18 protein-coding genes are annotated in these 21051 nt (G+C 68.1%); 10 read left to right on the forward strand and 8 right to left on the reverse strand.

Features of this window, described 5'->3' with window-relative positions; all coding sequences use genetic code 11:
- The first annotated feature begins 8 nt into the window (after nucleotides 1-8).
- Both N5J73_RS12215 and N5J73_RS12220 read left to right on the forward strand, forming a co-directional pair.
- Nucleotides 9-2669, forward strand: a complete 2661-nt coding sequence (locus N5J73_RS12215) for a sensor histidine kinase KdpD (RefSeq protein WP_049448686.1) — start codon at nucleotides 9-11, stop codon at nucleotides 2667-2669.
- Nucleotides 2650-3363: a response regulator transcription factor gene (locus N5J73_RS12220; protein ID WP_004153862.1), complete on the forward strand. Its 714-nt coding sequence runs from the start codon at nucleotides 2650-2652 to the stop codon at nucleotides 3361-3363. The genes N5J73_RS12215 and N5J73_RS12220 overlap by 20 nt, the downstream gene beginning before the upstream one ends.
- A gap of 257 nt (nucleotides 3364-3620) precedes the next feature.
- On the opposite strand, the gene N5J73_RS12225 is transcribed toward N5J73_RS12220, so the two are convergent.
- From N5J73_RS12225 to coaBC, 3 genes are read right to left on the reverse strand one after another with little or no spacing between them, the layout of a single operon-like run.
- The gene (locus tag N5J73_RS12225; protein ID WP_049448688.1) at nucleotides 3621-5966 is read right to left on the reverse strand and encodes a phosphomannomutase/phosphoglucomutase; all 2346 of its coding nucleotides are present in this window, start codon (nucleotides 5964-5966) and stop codon (nucleotides 3621-3623) included.
- Between the two features lie 12 nt (nucleotides 5967-5978).
- Nucleotides 5979-6452, reverse strand: a complete 474-nt coding sequence (dut, locus tag N5J73_RS12230) for a dUTP diphosphatase (protein ID WP_049448690.1) — start codon at nucleotides 6450-6452, stop codon at nucleotides 5979-5981.
- Complete coding sequence (gene coaBC / locus N5J73_RS12235) at nucleotides 6449-7711, reverse strand: bifunctional phosphopantothenoylcysteine decarboxylase/phosphopantothenate--cysteine ligase CoaBC (RefSeq protein ID WP_049448692.1); 1263 nt, start codon at nucleotides 7709-7711, stop codon at nucleotides 6449-6451. The genes dut and coaBC overlap by 4 nt, the downstream gene beginning before the upstream one ends.
- Before the next feature lie 228 nt (nucleotides 7712-7939).
- Here coaBC and N5J73_RS12240 point away from each other — a divergent pair, with 228 nt between their 5' ends.
- From N5J73_RS12240 to N5J73_RS12255, 4 genes are all read left to right on the forward strand, one after another.
- The gene (locus tag N5J73_RS12240) at nucleotides 7940-8566 is read left to right on the forward strand and encodes a response regulator transcription factor (protein WP_049448694.1); all 627 of its coding nucleotides are present in this window, start codon (nucleotides 7940-7942) and stop codon (nucleotides 8564-8566) included.
- 70 nt (nucleotides 8567-8636) lie between these two features.
- Entirely contained in the window at nucleotides 8637-9341 is a 705-nt protein-coding gene (gene radC / locus N5J73_RS12245; protein WP_049448728.1) for a DNA repair protein RadC, read from the forward strand.
- A gap of 114 nt (nucleotides 9342-9455) precedes the next feature.
- Complete coding sequence (gene argS, locus N5J73_RS12250) at nucleotides 9456-11144, forward strand: arginine--tRNA ligase (RefSeq protein ID WP_012478915.1); 1689 nt, start codon at nucleotides 9456-9458, stop codon at nucleotides 11142-11144.
- A gap of 21 nt (nucleotides 11145-11165) precedes the next feature.
- Nucleotides 11166-12062: an SPOR domain-containing protein gene (locus N5J73_RS12255; protein WP_049448696.1), complete on the forward strand. Its 897-nt coding sequence runs from the start codon at nucleotides 11166-11168 to the stop codon at nucleotides 12060-12062.
- Between the two features lie 156 nt (nucleotides 12063-12218).
- Here N5J73_RS12255 and N5J73_RS12260 read toward each other — a convergent pair whose 3' ends face one another.
- Nucleotides 12219-12971: an SDR family NAD(P)-dependent oxidoreductase gene (locus N5J73_RS12260; protein WP_049448698.1), complete on the reverse strand. Its 753-nt coding sequence runs from the start codon at nucleotides 12969-12971 to the stop codon at nucleotides 12219-12221.
- A gap of 115 nt (nucleotides 12972-13086) precedes the next feature.
- Between N5J73_RS12260 and N5J73_RS12265 the strand changes: the two genes are divergently transcribed.
- Nucleotides 13087-13554 carry a DUF1456 family protein gene (locus N5J73_RS12265; RefSeq protein WP_005411992.1) on the forward strand — a complete coding sequence of 156 codons (468 nt, stop codon included), beginning with the start codon at nucleotides 13087-13089 and terminating at the stop codon, nucleotides 13552-13554.
- Here the strand turns inward: N5J73_RS12265 and N5J73_RS12270 are convergent.
- Entirely contained in the window at nucleotides 13523-14410 is an 888-nt protein-coding gene (locus tag N5J73_RS12270; protein WP_049398095.1) for a LysR family transcriptional regulator, read from the reverse strand. The two genes, N5J73_RS12265 and N5J73_RS12270, sit on opposite strands and share 32 nt — an antisense overlap.
- A 144-nt stretch (nucleotides 14411-14554) precedes the next feature.
- Between N5J73_RS12270 and N5J73_RS12275 the strand changes: the two genes are divergently transcribed.
- Entirely contained in the window at nucleotides 14555-15703 is a 1149-nt protein-coding gene (locus tag N5J73_RS12275) for an MFS transporter (RefSeq protein WP_340623623.1), read from the forward strand.
- Here N5J73_RS12275 and N5J73_RS12280 read toward each other — a convergent pair.
- Nucleotides 15700-16398 carry a TorF family putative porin gene (locus N5J73_RS12280; protein ID WP_049448730.1) on the reverse strand — a complete coding sequence of 233 codons (699 nt, stop codon included), beginning with the start codon at nucleotides 16396-16398 and terminating at the stop codon, nucleotides 15700-15702. The genes N5J73_RS12275 and N5J73_RS12280 overlap by 4 nt on opposite strands.
- Nucleotides 16399-16577: 179 nt before the next feature.
- Here N5J73_RS12280 and N5J73_RS12285 point away from each other — a divergent pair, with 179 nt between their 5' ends.
- A complete protein-coding gene (locus N5J73_RS12285) occupies nucleotides 16578-16967 on the forward strand; it encodes a DUF6165 family protein (RefSeq protein ID WP_049448701.1) in 390 nt (129 codons plus the stop codon).
- Between the two features lie 12 nt (nucleotides 16968-16979).
- On the opposite strand, the gene N5J73_RS12290 is transcribed toward N5J73_RS12285, so the two are convergent.
- Both N5J73_RS12290 and N5J73_RS12295 read right to left on the reverse strand, forming a co-directional pair.
- Nucleotides 16980-17651 carry a response regulator transcription factor gene (locus N5J73_RS12290; RefSeq protein ID WP_049448702.1) on the reverse strand — a complete coding sequence of 224 codons (672 nt, stop codon included), beginning with the start codon at nucleotides 17649-17651 and terminating at the stop codon, nucleotides 16980-16982.
- Nucleotides 17652-17840: 189 nt separating this feature from the next.
- Nucleotides 17841-18413, reverse strand: a complete 573-nt coding sequence (locus N5J73_RS12295; RefSeq protein ID WP_032130335.1) for an Ax21 family protein — start codon at nucleotides 18411-18413, stop codon at nucleotides 17841-17843.
- 210 nt (nucleotides 18414-18623) lie between these two features.
- Here N5J73_RS12295 and N5J73_RS12300 point away from each other — a divergent pair, with 210 nt between their 5' ends.
- Nucleotides 18624-21026: a DPP IV N-terminal domain-containing protein gene (locus tag N5J73_RS12300; RefSeq protein ID WP_049448703.1), complete on the forward strand. Its 2403-nt coding sequence runs from the start codon at nucleotides 18624-18626 to the stop codon at nucleotides 21024-21026.
- Nucleotides 21027-21051: the final 25 nt, after the last annotated feature.

The raw sequence follows: 21051 nt of genomic DNA on the forward strand, positions 1-21051 counted from the left end.
CGGCACCCATGACTGATGCGCGTACCCGCCAGGCCGATGCCCTGGTCGAAGGCCTGCAACGCGAGGCCGGCGGCAAGCTGACCGTGTTCCTCGGCGCGGCGCCGGGCGTGGGCAAGACCTATACCATGCTGACCCGCGCGCAGGAACAGCTGCGCCGCGGCGTCGACCTGGTGGTCGGGTTGGTGGAAACCCATGGCCGTGCCGATACCCAGGCGCTGCTGGAGGGGCTGCCACAGCTACCCCTGAAGGCAGTGGCCTACCACGGCCACACCCTGCAGGAGATGGACCTGGATGCCGTGCTCGCGCGGCATCCAGCGCTGGTGCTGGTGGACGAACTGGCCCATCGCAATGCACCCGGCAGCCGCCACGAGCGGCGCTGGCAGGATGTGATGGAGCTGCTGGACGCCGGCATCGACGTCTGGACCACGGTCAACATCCAGCATCTGGAAAGCCTCAATGACGTGGTGATGCGCATCACCGGTGTGCGGGTCAGCGAGACCGTGCCGGACGGTGTGCTCGACCGCCTGCACGACATCGTGCTGGTCGACCTGCCGCCGCGCGAACTGATCGCGCGCCTGCAGCAGGGCAAGGTCTATGTGCCGGAGCAGGCCGCGCAGGCACTTCAGGCGTTCTTCTCGCCGGCCAACCTGACCGCGCTGCGCGAACTGGCCATGCAGGAAGCGGCAGACCGCGTCGACAGCAGCCTGCGCGAAGCACGCGCCGCGCGTGGCGAGAGCAACCTGCCGCTGCGTCGCGGCGTGCTGGTGGCCATTGATGGCGGCGGTCAGAGTGAATACCTGGTGCGCGTGGCGCGGCGCATCGCCGAGCGCCGCGACGCACCGTGGACGGTAGTGACCGTGCAGGGCCGTCGCCAGGACGAGGCAACCCGGCGCGAGATCGATGCTGCCTTCGCGCTGGCACGGCGGCTGGGCGGCGACGCCGAACTGCTGCACGGATCGAGCATCGCCGATGCCCTGCTCGACCATGCCGCACACAACGGCGTATCGACCCTGGTGCTGGGCCGCACCCGCGAGCGTCCGCTGGCGCGGATGTTCAACCGGACCCTGACCCAGCAGCTGATCCAGCGCGGCGCGCACTACGAGATCACCATCATCAGCACCCCGCAGGCGCGAGCACGCTCGCGCCGCGAGGGTCTGCTGCCACCGATGCGCGGCATCAGCTACGAGCCGGCGCAGGCGCTGATCGCCACCGCACTGGCCTGTGCGGTGGCCTGGCTGGCCGAACGCTGGGTGGGCATGGCCGACCTGTCGATGGTGTTCATCGTGGCGGTGGTGCTGGTGGCCGCACGTACGCGCGCCAGCGTGGCGGTGATGGCGGCGATCCTGTGCTTCCTCGCCTACAACTTCCTGTTCATCGCGCCGCGCTTCACCTTCGCCATCGGCGCGCGCCAGGGCGTGATCACCGTGTTCCTGTTCCTGGCCGCCGCGCTGGTGGCCGGACGCCTGGCCTCGCGCCTGCGCATGCAGGTGATCGCGCTTCGTGCGGCCAACCGCCATGCGCGCGCGCGCCAGCAGCTGGGACGCCAGCTGGCCAGTGCCGCCGGCAACGGCGAAGTGGCGCAGGCGGGTCGGCATGCACTGGAACAGGCCATGGACGTGCCGGCGTGGCTGCGGATCGGCGCCGATACCGCCACCGGTGGCCGCAGCCAACCGGGCGATACCGACCTGGCCGCCGCCGACTGGGCACTGCGCCACGGCCAGCCCAGCGGCCGCTTCACCGACACCCTCGCCGGCGCGCAATGGTGGTTCCTGCCGCTGCTCGACGGCGAGGATCGTGCGATCGGCGTGGCCGGCCTGTACCTGCCCGGCGCACAGGCGCGCCTGCTGCCCGAACAACGGCAGCTGGCAGAGGCGATGGTGGATGACATCGCGCAGGCCGCGCTGCGCACCCGGCTGGTGGCCGAACTGGAACAGGCCCACGTCAGCAACGAGACCGAGCGATTGCGCTCGGCCCTGCTCTCTTCGGTATCGCACGACTTGCGCTCGCCGCTGGCGGCGATGATCGGTTCGGCCGACAGCCTGGCCAGCTACGGTGCGGCGATGGATACAGCAGATCGCCGTGCCCTGCTGGACACCATCCTGGTGGAAGGCGAACGGCTGGACCGCTACATCCAGAACCTGCTGGACATGACCCGCCTCGGCCACGAAGGATTGAAGATCAACCGCGACTGGATCGGCGTGGACGAACTGATCGGCTCGGCGGCGCGGCGCCTGCAGCGCTACCAGCCCAAGGTACGGCTGGAGCTGGATATTCCGGCCACGCTGGCGCCGATCTGGGTGCATCCGGCACTGGTCGAACAGGCGGTGTTCAACGTGATGGAGAACGCGGCCAAGTTCTCGCCGCCCGATGCTGCCGTACAGGTACAGGCGCGTGAACTGGACGGCCAGCTGCGCATCGACGTGATCGATGCCGGCCCCGGCATTCCCGATGACGAGCGCGCACGCATCTTCGACATGTTCTACAGCGTTGAACGCGGCGACCGCGGCCGCCACGGCACCGGCCTGGGCCTGACCATCTGCCAGGGCATGATCGGCGCACATGGCGGCAGCGTGCAGGCGCTGCCCGGACGCGACGGTCGCGGTACCCTGATCCGCATCACCCTGCCCCTGCTCAAGCCAGCCTCCCACGATGAGCCCGACCCCGATTGACGCCAGCGTGCCGGCCGCACGCGTGCTGGTGATCGATGATGAAACCCAGATCCGCCGGTTCCTGGATATCAGCCTGCGCGCGCAGGGCTACCAGGTTCGGCAGGCCGCCACCGGCCAGGAAGGCCTGCAGCTGGCGGCCAGTGAAGACATGGACCTGGTGATCCTGGACATCGGCCTGCCGGACATGGAAGGCCATGAGGTGCTGGAGCAGCTGCGGCAGTGGAGCCAGGTGCCGGTGATCATGCTGACCGTGCGTGCGGGTGAAGCCGAGAAGGTGCGCGCACTGGATACAGGTGCGAACGACTACGTGACCAAGCCGTTCGGCACCCAGGAGCTGATGGCACGGGTACGGGCGCTGCTGCGCACCCGCAGCGTGCCCAGTGATGGCACGCCACCGGTGTTCGACGATGGCCACCTGCATGTGGACCTGGTGCGCCGTGAAGTGGCGCTGGACGGCGAGCCGGTGGCGTTGACCCGCAAGGAATACGCGTTGCTGTCGCTGCTGCTGCGCAACGCGGGACGCGTGGTGACCCAGCCGCAGATCCTGCAGGAAATCTGGGGCCCGACCCACCAGCACGACACCCACTACCTGCGCATTCTGGTCGGCAAGCTGCGGCACAAGCTGGGCGATTCAGCGCTGGATTCGCGCTACCTGTTCACCGAACCGGGCGTGGGGTTGCGGTTCAAGGGGTGAGGGTGTGTCGACCAAGGTCGACACCTACCAACAGCGGTCCATGCCGTTCCGACAGATCGCGGAAATCTGTCGAAGGTGGGGCGGCGCCGGAGTGCGGGGTGTCAGCCGCATGGGTGCGGCTGCCAAGCCTACAGGGACGTACTTGCGGCGCCCCCGCACTCCGGCACCGCCCCACCATCCCGCGGATCGCCCGCTTTTGATGTTGATGTTGCTGTTGCCGTTGCTTCGGCGGGTGCCGGGCGCAGCCCGGCCCCACCTCAGAACCCCAGCGGGGTGTCGCCCAGCACCGGCTGCAACTGGCTGCGGAACAACGCCTGGATGCGTTCCAGTGCCGCCTCGTCGTTGCCCTCGAAGCGCAGCACCAGCACCGGCGTGGTATTGGAAGCACGCACCAGGCCCCAGCCATCGGGGAAATCCACGCGCAAGCCGTCGATGGTCGACAGGCGGCCGCCCACATACGGGTTGTCCGGCGACTGCGCCGCCGCCACCAGCATCGCCACCAGCGCATGCGGCGTGCCTTCGGCCACCGGCACCTTCAGTTCCGGCGTGGCCACCATCTCCGGCAGCTCTGCCAGGACCTCATCCGGGGTTTCCTCGCGCTGGGCCAGGATCTCCAGCAGGCGCGCCGCCGCATACAGGCCATCGTCGAAACCGAACCAGCGCTCCTTGAAGAAGAAGTGGCCGCTCATCTCGCCGGCCAGCTCGGCATCGGTCTCGCGCATCTTCGCCTTCATCAGCGAGTGCCCGGTCTTCCACATCAACGGGCTGCCACCATTGCGCAACACGTGGTCGGACAGCTTGCCGGTGCACTTCACGTCGTAGATCACCATCGCGCCCGGATTGCGCATCAGCACGTCGGCGGCGAACAGCATCAGCAGGCGGTCGGCATAGATGATCTTGCCTTCACCGGTGACCACGCCCAGCCGGTCACCGTCGCCATCAAAGGCTACGCCGAGGTCGGCACCGAAGCGCTTGACCGTCGCTACCAGATCTTCCAGGTTGGCCGGCTCGCTGGGGTCCGGATGATGGTTGGGGAAGGTACCGTCGACATCGCAGTACAAGGGAATTACTTCGGCGCCGATCGCTTCCAGCAGCTGCGGTGCGAGCGCACCGGCGACGCCGTTGCCGGCATCGGCCACCACCTTCAGCGGGCGGTCCAGCTGCACGTCGTCGGCGATGCGCTGGATGTAATCGGCACTGACATCGCGCTGCTGGTAATCGCCCGGCTCGGCGGCCTGCACCAGGCGGCCCTCGACAATGCGCTGGTAGAGATCGGTGATGGCATCGCCGGACAGCGTCTCGCCGCCGATCACCACCTTGAAGCCGTTGTACTCGGGCGGGTTATGACTGCCGGTGACCGCCACGCAGGTGCCGGTACGCAGGTGGAAGGCGGCGTAGTACACCAGTGGGGTCGGCGCCAGGCCGATGTCGATCACCGCGCAACCGGCACGCCGCAGGCCCTCGGCCAGGCCTGCGGCCAGCTCCGGGCCGGACAGGCGGCCATCGCGACCGATCACCACCTCGCGCAGGCCCTGCTCCAACGCTGCGGTGCCGATGGCCTGGCCGATCAGCGCCGCCGTCTTCGGCGTCAGTTGGCTGCCGACCACGCCGCGGATGTCGTAGGCGCGGAAGATGCCTGCCGCCAGTTCCTCGGCCGGAACCGGCGGCGGAGGCGGCGGTGCGCTTTCAGTTGCGCTGGCCTCGGCCACCGGCGGCGGCGCCATCTGCAGGCTCTCGCTCAGGGTCGGGCCATGATCCGCTTCCGTCACGGCCGCACGGCGCGGCAGCGGCAACGTCTTCGGCAGGCGACCGCGACCGACCACCAGCAGCACGGCGATGAACGCCAGCAGCAGCGCGACGATGGCGCTGGCCAACGAACCCAGGCCCAGCGGACCGGGTTCGACATTGGGTACCGCGGCCACCAGCCGCAGCGGTGTACCGGTGACCGGCCGTGCCAGTGCCTCGGCGCTTTCCGCCAGGCCGGAATCGCCCTGGGCGACGAGGTCGTGCGCACCCTGGCGCAATCCGAGGAAACCCGCCGAGGGCGCGCTCACCTGATCCAGCGGTGAGGTCAGCCGCAACAACGGCTGGCGCACATACAGCACCGCCGGGCCAAGACTGCCCAGTTGCACCGGCGCTGCCAGGCCCAGGCGATTGCCACCGCCATCGCGGACCACGCGCAGGCTGGGCTTGCCTTCGGCCAATGCCGCTTCCAGCAGCGCCAATCGGGCATAGCCGAACGTGGCCGGGTCGGCGTAGGCGTTGGCCAGATCGGCGGTCAGCACGTCAGCCTGCTCCACGCCGGTCCAGCTCTCGCGTACTGCCAGCGCCGCTGCCGCGGCATCACCGGCCTGCAGCGCCTGCTGCACGCGTTCGTTCTTCAGCTGCTGCTGCAGCTGCTTCAGCTGGCCGGCGGCCGCCTCCTGCAGGCCCTGCACGGCCTGGTCACGTGCTTCTTCCAGCGCCTGGCCGTTGGCCTCCTGGCGCCATTGCTGCACCGCGCTCCATCCGAACCAGCCAGCCAGCAGGACCAGCAGCACCCCCAATAGTGGCGCGCTGCGTCCCAACGACCGTCCCCGCTGTCCTTCCCCGATGCCGCTCATCGATGTCCCCCGTCAACGCACCCCGGTATGGCCGAATCCACCCGTTCCCCGCACGCTGTCGGTGAAAGTATCCACCACCTGCAGGCTGACGCGGGCAATCGGCACCACCACCAGCTGCGCGATGCGATCGCCCGGCTCGATGGTGAAGGCCTCGCGACCACGGTTCCAGACGCTGATCAGCAGCGGGCCCTGGTAGTCGGCGTCGATCAGACCGGTGCCGTTGCCGAGCACGATGCCATGGCGATGGCCCAGCCCCGAGCGCGGCAGGATCACCGCGCACAGGTTCGGATCGGCGATGTGGATGGCCAGGCCGCTGGGCACCAGCGCAGTGTCGCCCGGCTGCAGGGTCAGCGCGGTATCCAGCGCGGCGCGCAGGTCCATGCCGGCGCTGGCTTCGGTGGCGTAGGCCGGCAGAGGCCAGCTGTCGCCGAAGCGCGGATCGAGCAGCTTGACCTGCACCGGTTGGGAAGTGGAAGCCTGGGTCATGCCTGGAGTCTCCGCGCGATCAGCGCCAGCAGTTGTTCGGCCAGCTCGCGCTTGGAGGTGGCCGGGAATACCTGTTCACCGTCCTGCCAGAAGGCAGTGGCGGCATTGTTGTCGCTCTCGAAACCGCCGCCGCTGATGCCGACCTGGTTGGCGATCACCAGGTCCAGGCGCTTGTCGACCAGCTTGCCACGCGCATATTTCTCCACGTCGTGGGTTTCGGCGGCAAAGCCGACCACCAGCTTCAGCGACTGCGTCTGCGCGGCAACTTCGGCAAGGATGTCCGGCGTGCGCACCAGCTCGATCACCAGCGACTGGCTCTCGGCGGTCTTCTTCAGCTTCTGCGGAGCCACCTGGCGCGGCGTGTAGTCGGACACCGCGGCGGCGCCGATATAGATGTCGGCCGGCAGCGACTTCAGCACGGCATCGCGCATCTGCGCGGCCGAGCGCACGTCGACCCGCTGCACGCCGGGTGGCGTCGGCAGCTGTACCGGGCCGCTGACCAGCACCACCTGGGCGCCCATCGTCGCGGCAGCCGCGGCCAGGGCGAAGCCCATCTTGCCGCTGCTGCGGTTGCCGACGTAGCGCACCGGATCGATGTCTTCATAGGTCGGACCGGCGCTGATCAGCAGGCGCAGGCCCTGCAGCGCGCGGATTTCCGGCGCGGCAACGGTCGCGGCGCTGCTGCCATTGGCGGCCAGCGCGGCCACGATGTCGCCGGGCTCGGCCAGACGACCCGGACCGGACTCACCTTCGGCCAGCGGACCGTCGACCGGACCGATCACCTGCGCGCCGCGCTGGCGCAGCAGGGCGATGTTGGCCTGTGTGGCCGGATGCAGCCACATGCGGTGGTTCATCGCCGGGCAGATCGTCAACGGCGCAGTGCTGGCCAGGCACAACGTGCTGACCAGGTCATCGGCGTGGCCCTGGGCCAGCCGTGCCAGCAGATCGGCGGTGCCCGGGGCGACCACGATGCGGTTGGCCCAGCGGGCCAGCTCGATGTGGCCCATGGCCTGTTCGGCGGCGCTGTCCCACAACGTGGTGCGGGTCGGCTGCCCGGACAGGGCCTGGAAGCTGAGCGGAGTGACGAACTGCTGGGCACCGGCGGTCATCGCCACCTGCACCTGGGCACCGGCGTCGCGCAGGCGCCGCACCAGTTCCAGCGCCTTGTACGCCGCGATCCCGCCGCCGACGCACAACAGCAGTTTCTGACCTTCCAGCGCGCGGGCCGGCGCGGGGGAAGCGTTGGGGGAGTCAGCCACCTGGAATTCCTGTGCAAACGAGGGCGCTAGCTTACCCGATGGTCGGTAATGTCCCGGTGCAGGGTGCACATAGCAGACAGCTATCAGCAGATGGAGCGCGCTGCGCTTGACCCGGAGTTTGCCGGGTATCGGTTTCGGACCTTTCCTATACCTCTGCGGCCCTGCTCTTTTGCAGAATCAGGCGTTGGCCGCCGCTCACCGTGGCCTGTTCGATCCTCAAGGAGCCGCGTGCATCCACGCATCATCATCGCCGACGACCATCCCGTGGTCCTGCATGGCATCCGTATCGTGCTGCAGACCCATCTGATGGACATCGTCGGCAGTGCACGTGACGGTGCCCAGCTGCTGGAGCTGGTGGACCACCACGACTGCGATGCAGTGCTGACCGACCTGTCGATGCCGGGTGCCGGCCCGGATGGTCCAGAGCTGATCGACGCGCTGCGCATGCGCCGCCCTGGCCTGCCGGTGGTGGTGCTGACCGGCGCCCGACATCCCGGCCTGCTGGACGGACTGCTGCGGGAGGGCATCAGCGGCCTGGTCGACAAGTGTGCCGATTTCGCCGAACTGCCCCAGGCGCTGAACGCCGCGCTGGCCGGGCAGGTATTCGTCTCCCAGCAGCTGCGCCACCACCTGCAGGCGCGCGACCTGCTGTTTCCGCGCGAACCGGCGCCGCTGTCGGCACGTGAACAGGAAGTGCTGGAGCTGCTGGCGGCCGGTCTCAACGTGAACGAAGTCGCCGAGCGCTGTGGGCGCAGCCCGAAGACCATCAGCCGGCAGAAGGCCGAAGCCAAGCGCAAGCTGGGCCTGCAGAACAACCAGGAACTGTTCGACTACCTGCAGACCCGGCGCGACTGAGGCATCGACCGACCCGGGCCTGCGGCAAGCCCTGATGGGAGACGCCGCCTGGGCTGGCGATGATGCAGGCATGCCCATCCACGACTGGCCCGAACAGGAACGCCCCCGCGAGAAGTTGATCGCGCGCGGGCCCACGTCACTTTCCGACGCCGAACTGCTGGCCCTGTTTCTCGGCTCCGGGTTCGGCGGCCGCGATGCCGTGCAGACCGCGCGCGACCTGCTGCAGGCGCATGGCCCGTTGCGGGTGCTGCTCGATCGGCCCGCGCGGGAGCTGGCCCGCCTGCCCGGGCTGGGCCCGGCGCGCAGCTGTACGCTGGCTGCCGGGCTGGAACTGGCCCACCGTTACCTGGCCGCCGAGCTGGAACACGGCGAAGCGGTCGGCAACAACCCGGCCGCGGTCGGCCGCTATCTGCAGCACCGCCTGCGGGGGCAGGCCCGGGAGATCTTCATGGCCCTGTTCCTGGACAACCGCCACCGCCTGATCGCCTGCGAGGAGCTGTTCCACGGCACCATCAACGCCGCACCGGTCTACCCCCGCGAAGTGGTCCGGCGCGCCCTGCTGCACAACGCGGCGGCGGTGATCCTCAGCCACAACCACCCTTCCGGCGACCCGGAACCCTCCAGCGCCGATACCCGCATCACCGACGAACTGCAGCAGGCGCTGGCAATGGTGGACGTGCGCCTGCTGGACCACTTCGTGGTCGGCGAGGGCCGTCCCGTTTCATTTGCTGAACGGGGCCTGCTATCCCCGCCCCAGCCACGCCTGTTCGGCTGAGCGCGGCCCCTTCGGGCGCTATCGGCCGCCCCCACAGGCATGTTCTGGTCAGCGTGGGCGCGGGCATCTGCGCTAAAATGGGCGATTCCGCCGCTCATTCTCACAGCAGGCCTCGTGAAAAATCTCCTCCGCGCCCTGATCAGCCAAGGCATCGAAGCCTTGCGCGCCAATGGCACCCTGCCCGCCGACTCCCTGCCGCCGGACTTCGTGGTCGAGCGCCCGAAGACCCGCGACCACGGCGACTTCGCCACCAACGCCGCGATGCTGCTGGCCAAGGCCGCGCGCAGCAATCCGCGCGCACTGGCACAGGCATTGGTCGAGGCGCTGCCGCGCAGCGAGGACGTCAGCAAGGTCGAGATCGCCGGCCCCGGCTTCATCAACTTCCACCTGGCCCCGGCCGCGTACCAGCGCGAAGCCGCCTCGGTCATCAAGGAAGCCCACGACTACGGCCGCAACCTGTCCGGCAACGGCCGCACGGTGGGCGTGGAGTACGTGTCGGCCAACCCGACCGGTCCGCTGCATGTCGGCCATGGCCGCGCGGCGGCGATCGGCGACTGCGTGGCGCGCGTGCTCGATGCCAACGGCTGGAACGCCAAGCGTGAGTTCTACTACAACGACGCCGGCGTACAGATCGAAAACCTGGCGCTGTCCACCCAGGCGCGGATCAAGGGCATCGCGCCGGACCAGGACGGCTGGCCGGAAGGTGGCTACCGCGGTGAATACATCGCCGACGTCGCCCGCGCCTACATGGCCGGCGCCAGCGTCGACCTGGAAGGCAGCACCGTGGTCGGCGCCAAGGACCCGGACGACATGCAGGCAATCCGCCGCTTCGCCGTGGCCTACCTGCGCAACGAGCAGAATCTGGACCTGGCCGCGTTCGGCGTCGACTTCGACATCTATTTCCTGGAAAGCTCGCTGTACGCCGACGGCAAGGTAGCCGAAGCGGTGGCCAAGCTGCAGGCCTCGGGCCATACCTATGAAGAAGGTGGCGCGCTGTGGCTGCGCAGCACCGACTTCGGTGACGACAAGGACCGCGTGATGCGCAAGTCCGACGGCACCTTCACCTACTTCGTGCCGGACGTGGCCTACCACCTGTCCAAGTGGCAGCGCGGCTACGAGCGCGCGATCACCGAACTGGGTGCCGACCACCATGGCTCGCTGGCACGCGTGCGCGCCGGCCTGCAGGCGATGGAAGTGGGCATCCCGCAGGGCTGGCCGGAATACGTGCTGCACCAGATGGTCACCGTCATGCGTGGCGGCGAGGAAGTGAAGCTGTCCAAGCGTGCCGGCAGCTACTTCACCCTGCGCGACCTGATCGAGGAAGCCGGCCGCGATGCCACCCGCTGGTTCCTGATCGCGCGCAAGCCCGATTCGCAGCTGACCTTCGACATCGACCTGGCCCGCCAGCAGAGCAACGACAACCCGGTGTTCTACGTACAGTACGCCCATGCCCGCGTCTGCAGCCTGCTGCGCCAGGCGCAGGAGAAGGGCCTGGTGTACGAACAGGGCAACGGCCTGGCCAACCTTGGCCGCTTGGCTGACGACGCTTCGCTGCTGCTGATGAACGAGATCTCGCGGTACCCGGAAGTGGTGGAGGCGGCCGGCGTGGCGCTGGAACCGCACCTGGTGGCGCAGTACCTGCGTGAATTGGCGCACGCCTTCCACACGTGGTATCACGGGACGCCGGTGCTGGTGGAAGACGCCGCCGATCGCAACGCCAAGCTGACCCTGGCCTGCGCCGCGCGGCAGGTGCTGGCCAACGGCCTCGAACTCCTGGGCGTCAGCGCCCCGGAAAAAATGTAAGCATCAGGAGACGCAGTACCCATGGCAGCACGACGCGGCAAAAACCAGGCACGACGCAACAGCAGCAGCCAGGGCACACCCGGATGGGTGTGGCTGGTCGCTGGCGTGGCGATTGCGGCCGTGGTGTTCCTGGCGGCGCCGAACCTGTTCAAGGGCGAAGGCGATGGCTTCCTTCGCGCCGGTCCGCAGCCGAACCCGAACGCGCAGCCGGCCCCGGTCGCGGATGCCGACAGCGATGTGGGCACCCAGCCGGCCGCGCAGCCGGCCACGCCGAAGCCGGCCGAACCGGAAAAGCCGGCCGCCACCCAGTACGACTTCTACACCCTGCTGCCGGGCAAGGAAGTTGAAATGTCCGACGCCGAACTGGCCGCCAGCGCGCGTGCCGAAGACCAGCGCCGGGCCAAGGCCGAAGCGCAGCGCGCGCAGGCGGCACTGGAAGGCAAGCCGGTTCCGCCGGTTGCGGCCACCGCACCGCCGGCCACGGCCAGCGTCGCCAGCACTGCGCCGGTGACCGCTACCAGCCGTCCGCTGCCGGCACCGCTGAGTGAACGCCCGGCTGCGGCAACGCCGCCGGCCAGCACGCCGACGGCGTCGACCAGCGCCGCCGCCACTCCGGCAGCGCGTGCGGAAACCCCGCCAACCACGGCCGGTACGCCGGCCGCTGCTGCACCGGCTGCCGCCGACAACGCCCGCTACATCCTGCAGGCGGGTGCGTTCGGCGCCTCCGGCGATGCCGAAGCGACCAAGGCCAAGCTGGCGATGATGGGCCTGGCAGCACGCGTGGAATCGGCGCAGATCAACGGCAAGACCGTGTACCGCGTGCGCATGGGGCCGTATGGCAGTGCCGGCGAGTTGTCCGAAGCCAAGCAGAAGCTGGATGGCACCGGCCTGCAGGCGATGGCGATCAAGGCGCAGTAAGTCTGCCGCTGCGAATGAAAAAGCCGGGCATTGCCCGGCTTTTTTGTTTCTGTAGAGCCGAGCCATGCTCGGCTGAATCCAGACGAAGCCGAGCATGGGCTCGGCTCTACAGGACCTACCCCACCAGCGATCACACGAGACGTCGCACGGCGCGGGTCAGCCTTCGCGTGCCACCTGGAAACCAGCAAATGACTGGCTAACCGGCATCAGTTCCAGGCGATTGATGTTCAGGTGCGGCGGCAGGCTGGCCACCCAGAAGATCTGTTCGGCGATGTCTTCGGCGGTCATCGGGTTGGCGCCGGTATAGAGCTTGTCCGATGCCGCCTGGTCGCCATGGGTACGCACCACGGTGAACTCGGTTTCGGCCATGCCCGGCTCGATCGTGGTCACGCGCACGCCGGTGCCGTGCAGGTCCGAACGCAGGCCCAGCGAGAACTGGCTGACGAAGGCCTTGGTACCACCGTAGGCGTTGCCGCCCGGGTACGGGTAGACGCCGGCCACCGACGAAATGTTGATGATCGCGCCCTTGCGCTCCACCAGCTGCGGCAGCAGGCGATGGGTCAGGGTCACCAGCGCGGTGATGTTGGTGTCGATCATCGTGGTCCAGTCCGACAGCTTGGCGCTCTGTGCCGGCGCGGTGCCCTGTGCCAGACCGGCGTTGTTGACCAGCAGATCGATCTCGCCGAAGGCAGGCGGCAGTGCCAGCAGCGCGGCTTCCATCGCGACCGGATCGCGGATGTCGAAGGCGGCCGCATGCACCACGTCCTTGCCGTAGCGCTCGACCAGCGGCTGCAGGCGTTCACTGCGGCGGCCGGTGGCGATCACCTTCCAGCCCGCCTGGGCGAAGCGGTGGACAGCGGCGGCGCCGAAGCCGGACGTGGCGCCGGTAATCAGGACAGTGCGGGTCATCAGGCAACTCCAGGGGGAAAACCAGACCCCCATTCTGGCACCGTCGGCCGGGGGTTGCGTTGCCTGATCGGCCAGATCCGGCCCCGCCTGCCGGGGTGACCGGTACAATTGGGCCATGATCAACAACGATGTCCTGCGCAGCGTGCGCTACTCCCTGGACCTGGGCGACCACCACGTGGTGACCCTGTGCCAGATGGCCGACCCGGCCTTCGCCGTGGATCCCGAACAGGTGAAGGCCTGGCTGCGCCGCGAGGACGAAGCCGGTTTCGAGGCGATGAGCGACAGTGCGCTGGCGCACTTCCTCGACGGCCTGATCGTGCACCTGCGCGGTCGCGACGAGAGCCAGCCGCAGCGCGCGGTGGAAACCCGCATCGACAACAACCTGGTGCTGAAGAAGCTGCGCGTCGCCTTCCAGCTGCGCGACGTCGATCTGATGGAGATCTTCGCCAGCGCCGGTTTCAACGTCTCCAAGTCGGAAGTGGGCGCCTTGTTCCGCCAGCCCGGGCACACCAATTACCGGCGCTGCCTGGACCAGATGCTGCGCAATTTCCTCAAGGGCCTGAGCCTGCGCCTGCGCGGCTGAGCACAGCTTCGACAAACGCCCGCGCCGCCGGTGTCGGCAGTCGCTGCCAGACCAGGTGCACGCGGCGGGTCGGGGTCGGTTGCAGCGGAATCTGTACCACCCCCTGGAACCCGTCGGCGATCAACGCTGGCACGATGCCAACCGCCAGCCCATGACGGACGAAGCGCTCGATCAGTTCCATCAGATTGACCTCGAAGCGCACCGTATGCGGCAGGCCAGCGGCGGCGAAGGCATCGTCGGTCTGCCGCCGCGCACCGGTGCCGCGCGGAAAGTCGACCAGCGCCTCGTCCTGCAATTCGGTCAACGGCAGCCGCTTGCGCCGGGCCAAGCGGTGCGACGGCGCCAGCACCGCCACCAGGTCTTCTTCCTGCAGCATCTGGTGGCAGACCCCGTCCAGCCCCGCCGACGGCGCCAATCCGACCAGTGCCACGTCCAGCTCTCGCGACTGCACCTGCGCGATCAGGTCCTCGCTCTTGTCGACCCGCAGCTGGAACTCCACCTGCGGGTGCGCCTGCTGGAAGGCCGCCAGCATCGCCACCACATCGATGTCGGTCAGCGAGGAGATCTGCCCGATCGCCAGCAGGCCACGCACCTCGCCAGTGACGGCGGCCACGTCGGCGCGCAGGTGGCGCAGGCTGGCCAGCACCTGGCGTGCATGCACCAGCAGCGCCTCGCCGGCGGCGGTGGCCCGCACCTGGCGCGGCAGGCGCTCGAACAGCGTTGTGCCCAGTTCCTGCTCAAGATGGGCGATCTGGTGACTGAGCGCGGACTGCACCACGTGGCAGCGCTCGGCGGCACGGGTGAAGTTGCCCTCCTCGGCCAGGGCGACGGCGAACTCGAGCTGCTTGAGATTCACGCAACCATCTCATTTCCAGATGACAGGGATGATGATGATTCATTTCCATCATGACTGCAGCAGGCGGACACTGTGCTCCCCCGCTTCCTGGAACACCGCGTGAGTCCGTCCCTTCCCCCTCTGCACCGCTGGCAGGTGCTGCTGATGTCGGTGGCTACCGGCGTGGCCGTGGCCAGCAACTACTATGCGCAGCCGCTGCTGCACACCATCGCCGACGCCTTCGGTGTGCCGTTCGGCCAGGTCGGCATGGTGGTCACCGCCGCACAGCTGAGCTATGCCGCCGGACTGATCCTGCTGGTGCCGCTGGGAGACCTGTTCGAACGCCGCCGCCTGATCGTGGTGATGAGCCTGCTGTCCGCCGGCGGGCTGGTGATCAGTGCCTGTGCGCCGTCGCTGGCCTGGTTGCTGGTGGGTACCGCGATCACCGGCCTGTTCTCGGTGGTGGCACAGGTGCTGGTGCCGTTCGCGGCCACGCTGGCCGCACCGGAACATCGTGGCCGCGTGGTCGGCACGTTGATGAGTGGCTTGCTGCTGGGCATCCTGCTGGCGCGCACCGTGGCCGGACTGCTTTCCAGCCTGGGCAACTGGCGCCTGGTGTATGCGATCGCCGCCGGCACCCTGGTGCTGACCGCGCTGGCGCTGCAGCGCGGCCTGCCGCGATTCCACCACAGCGCCGGCCTCGGCTATTTCGCATTGCTGCGCTCGATCGGCGTGCTGTTCGTGCAGGAGCCGGTGCTGCGCCAGCGCACCCTGCTGGGCGCCTGCAGCTTCGCCATGTTCGCGATCTTCTGGACCCCGCTCGCGTTCCTGCTGGCGCAGCCACCTTACGCCTACAGCGACGCCACCATCGGCCTGTTCGGGCTGGTCGGTGCCGCCGGCACGCTGGCTGCGGGCCTGGCCGGGCGCATGTCCGACCGTGGCCAGACCGGACGCGCCACCGCCATCGCGCTGGTGCTGTTGCTGCTGTCATGGCTGCCGCTGGGACTGTCGGCACACTCGCTGCTGGCACTGCTGGCCGGTGTGGTGGTGCTGGACCTGGCCGCGCAGCTGCTGCATGTCAGCAACCAGAACCTGATCTACGCACTGCAACCGGCGGCGCGCAACCGGCTCAACGCCGGCTACATGACCGGCTACTTCATCGGCGGTTCGCTGGGTTCGCTGCTGTCGGCGCAGGTCTACCAGCGCTTCGGCTGGACCGGCGTCTGCGTGGCCGGTGCTGCGGTGGCCGTGCTGGCCCTGCTGCTGTGGCTGCCCGGCGCGCTGCGCGCGCGCCAGGCGGTGTCGCCGAACTAGAAGCTGCCCTGCAGCGCCAGTTCCCACCGTCCACCGGCATTGCCCGGGAACAGTCGCTTGGCTGCGTTGTCGGTGTCATGCACGGTGGCGCGCAGCTCCCATGCCGGAGTCAGCGTGGCAATGGCACTGATCTGGCCATGCAGGTAATCCGGGCCCTGCGCGGTGGCCAGCCAGTACTGGCCCACCGCCGCTTCCAGGCGGAAACGTTCATGCAGCGGTACACGCACGCCCAGCTGGGCATAGGTGCCGCGATGGCCGCCCGCCAGCGCGTCGTTGGAATGGGCGACCTGCAACCAGGCGCGCTGCTTCCAGGTCACGCTGGTATTGAGTTCGGTCCAGTCCAGCGCGCGGCCAGTGCCCGGGTACACGTAGCGGGTCAGGTTGGCATCCAGCGTCCAGTCCGGGGCCAGCGCACCGGACCAGCCCGCCACCAGGTCGAACTCGCTGCGCGCGCCGTTGTCCGGCTTGAACGAAACGTTGGAACCCCACACGCTGGCGTACCAGCCCGATGGGATCGAGACCTTCGCGCCGGCCTGCACCGCCGGGTCGCCGTCGCTCTGCGAGCTGCCGCGCCACACGTAGTCGCTGGTCAGTGCGGCACTGCCGCTGACCTGCACCTGTGCTTGGGCGCTGCCGATGCCGAGCAGCCCTGCCAGGGCGGCCACCATCGCCGCCATCATCCCCTTGCTGTTCACTGCACTGTGTTCCTCGTCGAAGGCGGTCACGCCGCCGGGAACGCAGTGTCGAGGCGGTGGCCGTAACGGATCGAGGGTGCTGCCGGGCCCATGGCGCAAATTCGGCGTAAATCCCGTGGACCGGGGGCCGCGTGCCAGCGGCGCGGTATCATGGCGCCTTGTTTCCAGGAACCAACCGCGTGGACGCCATCCTGACTCCGGTATCGATCGGCGAGCTGATCGACAAGATCACCATTCTCGAGATCAAGGCCGAGCGCATCGGCGATGTGGCCAAGCTGGCCAACGTCCGCACCGAGCTGGATGGCCTGCTGCCCTTGCTGCAGCAGCAGCTGCAGGCACAGCCGGCACTGGCCGTGCTGAAGCAGCAGCTGAAGGCGATCAACGAGCGCATGTGGGATATCCAGGACCAGCTGCGCGACAAGGAAGCAGCCCAGGTGTTCGACGATGCGTTCATCCAGCTGGCACGCGGTGTCTATGGCACCAATGGCGAGCGCGTGCAGGTGAAGAACGAGATCAACCGCGTGGCCGGTTCGGCGCTGGTGGAAGAAAAGCAGTACCAGGGCGAATAAGCCGGCTCACCCTCACTCGAGCAGATGCCGGATGCGGAACAGTTCGCCGTCACTGCGGATGCCGAGCTTGCGATAGGCGGTCCGCTTCTGCGTACTGACCGTGCTGGCCGTACGGCCGAAACGCCGTGCGACCTCGCCGGTGCTGCAGCCCTGCAGGACCAGCCGGAGCACTTCGCGCTCACGTCGGCTCAATGCTGCGAGCAGCGGCTCCGGTGTCCGCCGCATCCGCGATCGACTCAACGGCGTGCGAAGTTCCGGCGGTACGAAGCGTCCGCCACGGACCAACACATCGACCGCGCGTCGCAGCATGTCCGGCGAAGTCTCCTTGGACAGGAAGCCGCGCGCGCCGGCCTGCATCGCCAGGGTCACCGTGCTGGCATTGCAGTGTGCGGACAGCACCAGCACCGGCAGCAGCGGCCAGCGCCGTGACAGCAGGCGAAGCAGGGACAATCCTTCCCCGGGCCCATGCGGTGCCAGCAGATCGACCAGCAACAGGTCGATGTCGCCGGGCTGGCGCTGCAGCAGGTCGAACAGTTCGCGCTCACAGGTGAAGCTGGCACAGACCTGCACGCCAGCGTGCCGGCGCAGTACGACTTCCACCCCCAGCCGAAGTACTGGATGCGGCGCCAGCATGGCCAGGCGGCAGGGCCGGTCGAGACACAGAGCGGGAACGGCAGGCGGCATCACACAGATCCGGCAATACGAAGTACCCACCGTAGGTCGGTGCTGCGGTCAGCGGAATCCAATTTATTGCAACAGAGCACGACCGGGGCGTGTGGTCAGGCGCGGTTTCGTTTCCCCACAACGCAACAGGCCCGGCAGAAGCCGGGCCTGTCGAGGCATCTTCAGCGCGCAGGCGCGCCGAGGAAGCAATTACCAGCTGAAGCGCGGGCCGACGGTGTATTCCTTGTCGCCGTCGCGGTTCATCTTCAGCTCGCCGTTCAGGCCCCAGTTCTGGTTCAGCTTGACCTGACCGCCCAGGCGACCGTACCACTGGCCTTCCGGATTGATGCCGTGCTTCTTCGAGAAGTCTTCGTAGCCGACCATGCCGTAGACTTCGGCGTGGGCACCGAAGGCGGTGCGGATACCGGCTTCAGCGCTGTAGCCGTTGAAGTCCAGGCCGTGCTTCTGGTCGCGCTTCTGGTAAGCAACGCGGGCAACGAAGTCGGTGGTCGGAGCGATTTCAACGTTGTAGCCGGCGCCGATCTTCCACTGGTCCAGCTTGATGTTGGTGTGGTCGATTTCCTGGCGGCTGTACTCACCGAAAGCGTGGAAGTTCGGCAGGAAGCCGTACGAACCCTTCACGCCCCAGCCGTCGGCCTTGAACGCGTCGATGTCGGTCTTGGCGTAGTCGGCTTCGGCGTAGTTGTAGGACAGGTTCTCAGCAGCCGAGGCGGTGAACGGCAGGGCAGCGGCCAGAGCCAGAGCAATCAGCGAATTCTTCATGGGGGTACACCTTTACTTTCTTATGGTGTGCAGCAGCGCCAGAGCGCCATCGCATCGGGAATGTAAATTCTCCGTTATTCGCCACAACGCTCCCTGAAAACAGCGGTCTTCGCATTGCTGAATTTTTTGGCTTGATTCAGGCTGCGTCTGGCATACGCGCGCGGCGCGCGTGCATTTGTGATTCGTCGTCGATTGCAACAGGAGGTTGCTTTGCACGTTTCCGATCCGCTGCTGATGCCTGTCCGCGCCGCCCTCGTGGCCTGCGCGGCCCTGTTCCCGATCCCCCCTGCGCACGCGTTGCAGGCGGCTGACTACCAACGCGCCGAACGCGTGCATGACAGTCATCTGCGCGGTGCGCTGCGCAATGCTTCGGTGCTGCCCCACTGGCTGGCCGATGGGCGGTTCTGGTACGAACGCGAAGACGCGCAGGGCCGGCGCCAGGCGATACTGGTCGATCCAATCCAGGCTACGCGCCAGATCCTGTTCGAACCCACTGCGCTGGACGCCGCAGTTGCACCTCTCGGTGCCAGCGGGCCACGCCTGCGCTTGAACAGTGTGCAGGTACTGGATGATGGCCTGCGCCTGCAGTTCAACGGCGAGGCGGCAATCAACTGCCAATGGCCACGCCTGCAGTGCACGGCCGCACCGCAGCCGTCGCCGCCAGCCGATGCATTGCCTTCGCCTGGCGGCGACGCCTGGCTGCAGGTACGCGATCACAATCTGTGGCTGCAGCGCTCTGGAACGGCGTCGCAGGTACTGACCCACGGCGGTGAGGCCGGGCATGGCTATGGCGTACTGCCGGACTTCACCCTGCGCGGCATTGCACGCCGTCAGGGCCGGATGCCGGTGCGTCCGTTCGCGGTCGGCTGGTCAGCGGACGGGCGCTACGTGGCCGGCATCCGCTACGACGAACGCGCGCTGCAGGACTACCCCTATCTGGAAAGCAGCCCGACCCACAGCGCGCGGCCACGCGTGCATACCGTGAAGCTGGGGGTTCTGGGCGATGCACAGCAGGTCCGCGACAGCCTGTATGTGATCGATATCCTCAGCGGCAGGCAGCATGAAATCGTGCTGCCCGAGGGCTGGAACACGCTCAGTGAGGCCGGCATCCTGGGTTGGGACGGTGATCGGTTGTATGCCGTGATCGCGCACTTCGGCACACCGCGCAGGCTGCGCCTGGTGGAGGTCGATGCCAACAGCGGTGCATTGCGCACGGTTCTGGAAGAAGCCAGCGACACTCGCCTGCAGCTCAACGTGTATTCCTACAACCGGCCCGCGGTGGCCATCCTGCCCGGGCAGGACACCGCCGTGTGGTTCTCGCAGCGCGATGGCTGGGGCCATCTGTACCGGGTGCGCCTGTCCGACGGCAAAGTGCTGCGCCAGCTCACCCGCGGCAGATGGGTGGTGCGTGACCTGCTGGGTGTGGACGCTGCGGGTGGCTGGGCGTACTTCAGCGCCGGTGGCGTCGACGGTGGCGACCCCTACGTACGCGGCCTGTACCGGGTATCGCTGCAGGGCGGTCCGATCCAGCGCCTGGCCGCTGATGGCAACGACCACATGGCCGATGCCGGTACCGGCGCGCTGTTCGGGGCACGCGCGCCGCAGGCGCTGTCGCCTGGCGGCGGCTATCTGGTGGATACCGTTTCCCGTCTCGGCCAGCCACCACGCACCGTGCTGCGGGCCAGCGATGACGGCCGTGAAGTGATGGTGCTGGAAACAGCCGATGACAGCGCGATCGTTGCTGCCGGTTGGCGCCCACCACGGCGCGAGCGGCTGCTGGCCGCCGATGGGCGCACGCCGATCTTCGCCACCGTCTACCTGCCCCGTGACTATCGCGATGACGGCAGCTTCCCGGTGATCGACGCGATGTACGGTGGCTCCTTCATCAGCAATGCGCCGGTGACCTACGCCGAGGCGGTATCTGCCTTGAACCCGGTGTCACGCGCCAGCCTGGCCGAACTCGGCTTCGTGGTGGTCAGCATCGATGCGCGCGGCACCGGTGGCCGCGACAAGGCGTTCCATGACAGCAGCTTCCTGCGCGCCGCCGATGTGCAGCTGGATGACCATGTGGCCGCGCTGCGCCAGCTGGGCGAACGCTACCCGGGCATCGACCTGCAGCGGGTCGGCATCTATGGGCATTCGTTCGGCGGTTACAGCGCGGCGCGTGCATTGCTGCGCTACCCGGCGTTCTACAAGGTGGGCGTGGCCTCGGCCGGCAGCCACAATTTCCAGGGCATGTACGGCGGCGCGCTGCACGGCATGGACCGGCTGTTCGGTGGCGTGCTGCCAGCTACGGCCATGGCCGATGGCGTGCCGGCGCCCTTTGCCGGGCTCGACAATGCGGCACTGGCCGGCAACCTGCGCGGGCATCTGCTGCTGGTCTATGGCGAACTGGACGAGAACGCGCCACCGGCGCTGACCCTGCAGCTGGCCGCCGCCCTGAACAAGGCCCAGCGCGGCTACGACCTGCTGTACCTGGCCCGGCAGGACCACGAACTGTTCCGCAACGACGCCACCTACACGCACCGCATGTGGGACTACTTCGTGCGCCACCTGGCCGGCCAGCAGCCGCCGGATACGGTGCTGGCACCGCTGCCCGGTGGCCCGGGCTGAACAGGCGCACACAGGATGTCGATCC

This window comes from Stenotrophomonas sp. GD03654 (assembly GCF_029845105.1).
Classification (GTDB): Bacteria; Pseudomonadota; Gammaproteobacteria; order Xanthomonadales; family Xanthomonadaceae; genus Stenotrophomonas; species Stenotrophomonas africana.

Excerpts from the sequence above, each read along its gene's own strand:
- N5J73_RS12215 (WP_049448686.1), top strand. The coding sequence starts at position 9 with ATGACTGATGCGCGTACCCGCCAGGCCGATGCCCTGGTCGAAGGCCTG.
- N5J73_RS12220 (WP_004153862.1), top strand. The coding sequence starts at position 2,650 with ATGAGCCCGACCCCGATTGACGCCAGCGTGCCGGCCGCACGCGTGCTG.
- N5J73_RS12225 (WP_049448688.1), bottom strand. The coding sequence starts at position 5,966 with ATGAGCGGCATCGGGGAAGGACAGCGGGGACGGTCGTTGGGACGCAGC.
- radC (WP_049448728.1), top strand. The coding sequence starts at position 8,637 with ATGCCCATCCACGACTGGCCCGAACAGGAACGCCCCCGCGAGAAGTTG.
- N5J73_RS12295 (WP_032130335.1), bottom strand. The coding sequence starts at position 18,413 with ATGAAGAATTCGCTGATTGCTCTGGCTCTGGCCGCTGCCCTGCCGTTC.
- N5J73_RS12265 (WP_005411992.1), top strand. The coding sequence starts at position 13,087 with ATGATCAACAACGATGTCCTGCGCAGCGTGCGCTACTCCCTGGACCTG.
- dut (WP_049448690.1), bottom strand. The coding sequence starts at position 6,452 with ATGACCCAGGCTTCCACTTCCCAACCGGTGCAGGTCAAGCTGCTCGAT.
- N5J73_RS12290 (WP_049448702.1), bottom strand. The coding sequence starts at position 17,651 with ATGCCGCCTGCCGTTCCCGCTCTGTGTCTCGACCGGCCCTGCCGCCTG.
- N5J73_RS12260 (WP_049448698.1), bottom strand. The coding sequence starts at position 12,971 with ATGACCCGCACTGTCCTGATTACCGGCGCCACGTCCGGCTTCGGCGCC.
- N5J73_RS12275 (WP_340623623.1), top strand. The coding sequence starts at position 14,555 with ATGTCGGTGGCTACCGGCGTGGCCGTGGCCAGCAACTACTATGCGCAG.
- N5J73_RS12255 (WP_049448696.1), top strand. The coding sequence starts at position 11,166 with ATGGCAGCACGACGCGGCAAAAACCAGGCACGACGCAACAGCAGCAGC.